Origin of the sequence: Mongoliibacter sp., assembly GCF_007692705.1 — a bacterium.
Classification (GTDB): Bacteria; Bacteroidota; Bacteroidia; order Cytophagales; family Cyclobacteriaceae; genus Mongoliibacter.
Map to the genome: position 1 here is coordinate 1 of NZ_REBN01000059.1, position 4,977 is coordinate 4,977.

The following is a 4,977-nucleotide window of genomic DNA, read 5'->3' on the forward strand; positions in this document are numbered from 1 at the left end:
GCTTTAGCCGAAATGATTTCCTATTCTCTGTCCCCAAAAGCCAGTTTGACAAGTTATCCGAAGCCACAAGTACCGGTATTTATACTCCCACAGATTACGGAGATGCACGCAGATCAAAATAGACAAAAAATCCAACCCATTATCTGCGGCTATCTGTTGCTCGGAGCTTATGCCTCCGGAATCCTACAACTCAATTATTTTTAATTCTGAATTCTAATCAAATCCCCACCAATCCGGAGTTTCGGTATTCCACCTTCTTCCCAAGGCCTTTGCCTCGCAATCAAAACAAAGCGCAGGTGGGTTTTGCGAATTGGTACATGGGTTAGTTAAGAAAAAAGGCACATCAGCAGAAGTGGTGAAAATCCTTGAAATGGAAACCTTGGCCACTTCAAAATATCCCAAAACCCTTTCCTCTGGATCTTCCACATTTCTAATATTTCCCAAAATAGGTGCAGGGGGAATATCGAACAGTGATCCTTGGTTATTCAAAACAGACTTGACCCGTGACCAATACTCAAATGTCTCTCTACTCACACTCAATTGTCTAACAGAAACAAAAAACGGATACAAAAAAGAATCATCCACCAGACGTCTTCCCAGGTCTATATTGAAATTTCTAGAGCCAGTTTCGGCAGAAGTAAGCAAAGGGAGAGTACTGGGGTCAATTTCATCATAGATAAAGCAATTTGGAGGAGGCAGTTCAAAAGGCCCTCCTGTCCATAGGCGCACCCACAAAAAAGTCTCTTCCAAAGACCATCGCAGGTAAATGTCTTCTTCTGACTCAGGCAGGTTAACATTGGCCTCCAACGATAGGAATGGACGGGTTCTCATTCCTTCTGACTCTGTGATAAATGAATATTCCACCTCCTGCTCCGCACTTTGCTTTGGAAGCTCCTGAAATTCCGACCGGTAAATTTGTTCTCCCGATTGTACCTGTATGGCATACCTTTTAGTCTCTTCAGCCTGAAATTCATTGAGTTCGTATCTCCCTGCCCCTACATGGGAATAAGGGAAAAAATTCCCGTTTTCTTCTAATAATAAAACCGAGGCACTTGGATCTCCCTGAGGCAGCAAGCCAAACCTATCGGTCCTTCCCACTTCCACGTGGTGAGTCCCTAATTCATCTGTCAATAAGCCATAAATTACCAATTGCCCTTCGCTGGTTACGGTTCCAAAATCCAAAGTGTCTATGCAAGCACTTGGGATCAGTCCCAAAGTGACAAAAACAATGACAGTCAATATGGTTTTATCTAACCTCTTCATTTGCTAAAATTAACTGAGTAAGTAATGGAGGGGAAAACTGCTCCCAGTATAGATACCTGATAAGGTCTTAATCTTCTTGACATCCCTTCCCGCTGAAAGAAAACAGAGTATGCATTTCTTCTGCCCAATAGATTATAAATGGAAAAGTTAAACTTATCGTCCCATGTTCTGACTATCCCATTGGTCATATAGCTCAAATCTATCCTGAAGTAATCAGGAATTCGGAATTGATTCCTATCCCCAAAGTCAGGAATAAAAATTCCTCCAACCACATAATTTGTAGTCGGCGCAGTCACAGGCCTTCCTGTGGAATAATTGATATTCATATTTAATGATTTACTCCTTCCCAAATGAAAATTAGCTACCAAAGACACTATATGTGGCCGGTCAAAATTGGTGGGAAACCAATCTCCCCTATTGACTTGGATTTCTTGAAACTCGGATAAAGTTCTGATAAATGACCTGCTATAGGTATAGGCCAACCAACCTGTAATCCCTCCCCTATTTTTCTGAATCATCACTTCCGCACCGTAGGCTCTTCCTTGTCCCTGTATCAACTCCGTCTCCAATCCAGGATTTATAAAAAGATCAGCAAAATCACGGTACTCCAACTGATTTTCGGTAGTCCTATAGAAGCCTTCCAAAGAAGTTGACCACTCATCTTCCTTGAAATTTCTGAAATAACCCAATGAGAAATTATGAGATATCTGAGGCAAAATATAAGTGGTGCTCAGCTGCCAAAGATCAATAGGCGTTGGTCCAGTGGCATTCGAAATGGTCTGTAAGTATTGATACATTTTGGAGTATCCCCCTTTGATGGAATTGGCTTCATCAATACTCCATCTGAAAGAGGCCCTTGGTTCAAAACCTCCATATCTCAGCATCTCTCCCGACCCGAAAACTTCCTCCCCCGTTCTGGTCAGGCTTGAAACCGGTAACCCCTGCTGATAAGTGAAAACAGTATCCGGTCCGAGTTGTATGTATGTGGAATACCTGACTCCTGCTGTAAAGGCAAAATTCTCATGGGGATTCCACTCTGCTGATACAAAAGGAGCAAACTCCAAGCCCCTTTGTTTATTTACCTGCTCAGGAAAAACCCCAGAATTTTCCCCTACCGGAGACAAGGTCTCAGGCCTCATTTGGTATTGCATTCCTTCTGCTCCAAAAGTCAGGTCCAATTTATCTTTGGTCCAAAGCCCGGAAATTTTACCCTGTAAATAATAAAGACCATTATCTACCCTGAAAGGATCTACCTCAGCGGGTTCAAAAAAGCCATTGTTAAAAGACCCGTAAGCCAATAGGCCTACCAAGGAAAAGCTGTCTGAAAGTAGGTTTTTAGAGGTCAGTGAGGTGACAAAGTTGTTCCATTCAAATCCAAATTGATTGGAAAATTGGAAGAAATCCCCGGTATTCAAGACATTTAAATCCAAGGTGTGTTTCTCTGAAAATTTATGACTCAAGCCCAGGTAGATGTCATGAAACCTCAGGCTACTGTTGCTCACATCAAATTGATCTACAGAATTGAGTTTCCAATTGAGATTGGAGCGACGTATGCCTGCTATCATGCTGGTCTTTTCGGGAATTAGCGGCCCCTCCACCATAAATTTACTAACAGCAGAACCAAAGGATAGTCCGTACTTCCAATCCTCGAAATCCCCTTTCCGCATTTCTATATTCAAAGCTGCAGCACTCCTTCCCCCAAAATAACTGGGCACAGCACCTTTATATAAGGAGAAGTTTTGTAATACGTCCCCATTGAAGGAAGAAAGAAATCCCAAAGCATGGTTATTACTGAGCACCACTGCTTCATTCATCATGATCAGGTTTTGGTCTGCCTGCCCTCCTCTGATATTAAGTCCTGCAGAACCTTCTCCGACTGAAGTCACCCCTGGCATAGCCTGCAAGACATTAAATACATCAGGTTCCCCCATCAACGCCGGCACCAATTTGATTTCGGCAATATTCATTTTGGTCAGCCCTGTGATGGCACTGCGCACATTCCTATCTCTCTCCTCCGCCATAACAGTGAAAATATCAAGTTCGAAATCTACACCGGACATGAGCACGTCCAGTACTCCGTTACCATACATTTCTATGATATAATAGTCTGCTGCTTTCCCAAACTTTCTGAATACAATTCTATGCTTTCCTGAATCCAAGCGCAAGATGTACTGTCCCCTGTTATCTGAATTGACTCCCGTAAAAAATCCATCAATATGGACAGATACTCCTGATATGGGTTCTCCGCTATCCTGATCTCTGATTGTTCCTGTTAAAAAGTAGGTACTCTTTTTTTCATCTTCTTCCGCCTGAAACCTGAGTTCTTTGAATTCATTCTGCCCATAAGCTGAAGTAATGGTACTGAAATAGAGCAAGCCACAACTCAAAAGTATTCTACTCAAGCTCTGAAAAATTTTATTTATTTGATTCATATCAGCCTAATCACAACTAATTAAAAGCTAAGTTAAAAAAATCTTTTTCTCAATATACTTTTTCTGTAGTTATTTGTAATATTTGAATTTATTCATCCTGTTGTCGCAAGGTTGTACCTTCGGACTTACTTCTGATAAGGAAGATCCCAAATTCCTCTCTTGCCGCCGTTCGTTTATTCATGAATGGCTTTTCGACTAAAGTCGGGCTTGGCTAAATTCAAATCCACCACTACTTAAAAGTAGTGGAAATTATTTTGAGCTTGGACTGATAGATAGGTTAGCTTTAATTGGAGGTTCACTCGGAATTTCCATCGCACTTATGCGGTGGAATCAGTTTCTCTTAATATTCAGAGGCTTTAGCCGAAATGATTTTCTCTTCTCTGTTCCCAAAGCCTGGCCTAAATACCAATAACCCGAAGCCACAAGTATCGGTATTTATTCTCCCGCTGATTACGGAGATGTGCGCAGATTAAATTGGACAACAAGTCCAACCCATTATCTGCGGCTATCAGCGAAATCTGCGGGACAATCACTCTTGCCGCCGTTCGTGTCTTCACGAATGGCTTTTCGACTAAAGTCAGGCTTAACTTTGCTCAAGTCCACCACTACTTAATAGTAGTGGAAATTATTTTGAGCTTGGACTGAGAGATAGGTTAGCTTTGATTGGAGGGTCAATCCTAATTTCCATTGCATTTATGCGGTGGAACCAGTTTCGCTTAAGATTCAGGGGCTTTAGCCGAAATGATTTTCTCTTCTATGTCTCCAAAACCCAGGCCTAAATACCAATAACCCGAAGCCATAAGTACCGGTATTTATACTCCCGCAGATTACGGAGATGTACGCAGATCAAAATAGACGATGAGACCAACCCATTATCTGCGGCTATCAGCGGAATCTGCGGGATAACCTCATTTTTTACCTTTAGGGTTTTTCGTTCAAACTAAAAAATCCATATAATTGTCCGGAGTTACTTTTTCATATACAGTATTAGGATATGCCGCCTCAAACCCGGCAGGAAGAGTAGTCCTCCTCTATAATTCTAGTGATCATAATAATTCCTATTTAACATAAAAACATGTATTTCTTCGATTATAATCGAAAAATTACATGTTTATTTTCGATTACAATCAAAAATAAACACATTACTATTCAAATAAAAAGTCTACCCTGCCGCCGCCGTTCGTGTCCCCACGAACGGCTTTCGACTAAAATCGGGCTTACCTTTGCTCAAATCCACCACTACTTAAAAGTAGTGGAAATTATTTTGAGCTTGGACTGAGAG

Annotated in this window: 3 protein-coding genes; 1 reads left to right on the forward strand and 2 read right to left on the reverse strand. The window is 41.5% G+C overall.

Features of this window, described 5'->3' with window-relative positions; all coding sequences use genetic code 11:
- The coding region (locus tag EA341_RS01005) for a hypothetical protein (protein ID WP_293010815.1) at positions 1-204 on the forward strand (204 nt) is incomplete at its 5' end.
- A 9-nt stretch (positions 205-213) separates the two neighbouring features.
- Here EA341_RS01005 and EA341_RS01010 read toward each other — a convergent pair.
- Together EA341_RS01010 and EA341_RS01015 are read right to left on the reverse strand one after the other, a co-directional pair.
- Positions 214-1,263 carry a DUF4249 family protein gene (locus EA341_RS01010; RefSeq protein WP_293010816.1) on the reverse strand — a complete coding sequence of 350 codons (1,050 nt, stop codon included), beginning with the start codon at positions 1,261-1,263 and terminating at the stop codon, positions 214-216.
- The gene (locus EA341_RS01015) at positions 1,260-3,665 is read right to left on the reverse strand and encodes a TonB-dependent receptor (RefSeq protein WP_293010817.1); all 2,406 of its coding nucleotides are present in this window, start codon (positions 3,663-3,665) and stop codon (positions 1,260-1,262) included. The genes EA341_RS01010 and EA341_RS01015 overlap by 4 nt, the downstream gene beginning before the upstream one ends.
- Positions 3,666-4,977: the final 1,312 nt, after the last annotated feature.